Below are 639 nucleotides of genomic sequence, written 5' to 3' on the forward strand. Positions count from 1 at the left end.
GTTAGCGGTTTGTTGGGCAACGAAATGAAAACCTACATCGTTCCGGCAGCCGTTACTATGGGCGGTTTGGTTGGTACGCAGTTTACCAAAAACGAATATGTAAAGCTGGGCTTGGTAGGTGCAGCAGGCGCAGGTGTTGAATCCATCATCAAGAAAGCCACAGGTAAAACCATCCTTCAAGGATTAGAGGGCATTATCGGTGATGAAGATTACAGCGACATGGATGAAATGGACGGACTACGTGCCTTAAACCCAATTACGCAAGCTCTCCCGGCAGCCGACATTGACATCGAGCGTGAGATACAGGCTTCGGTATCAGGTGCAGCATCGGACTATTCGATGAGTGATGACCCGATTGGCAGTGCAGCCAATGATTATGCAATGAGCGATGAACCGATTGGCAGTTCAGACGATGATGATGAGCCTGTTGGCAAAATCCAAAACCTAGACCCCGACAGCATGGACTATGACATCTTTTCGGGCGATATGATGGCATCCTGATTCTCACTAAATAACATTTAATCAATTTAATAACAAAGGCTAATAAGCCGCAAAACAAATTATCATGGCAGAAATTAATGAGCAAAATGATTTGTACCCTTCGATGGAAGAAATAGAGGGTTTAGAAGAAGCGATTCT

General features: G+C 45.1%; 1 protein-coding gene. It reads left to right on the forward strand.

The genetic code is table 11. The features are described 5' to 3' along the window. Nucleotides 1–501, forward strand: a 501-nt coding sequence (locus KEM10_RS23940; RefSeq protein ID WP_212220970.1) for a hypothetical protein, incomplete at its 5' end; no start/stop codon positions are given. Between the last annotated feature and the right edge of the window lie 138 nt (nucleotides 502–639).

The sequence above is a fragment of the Carboxylicivirga linearis genome (assembly GCF_018271995.1).
GTDB classification, from domain to species: Bacteria; Bacteroidota; Bacteroidia; order Bacteroidales; family Marinilabiliaceae; genus Carboxylicivirga; species Carboxylicivirga linearis.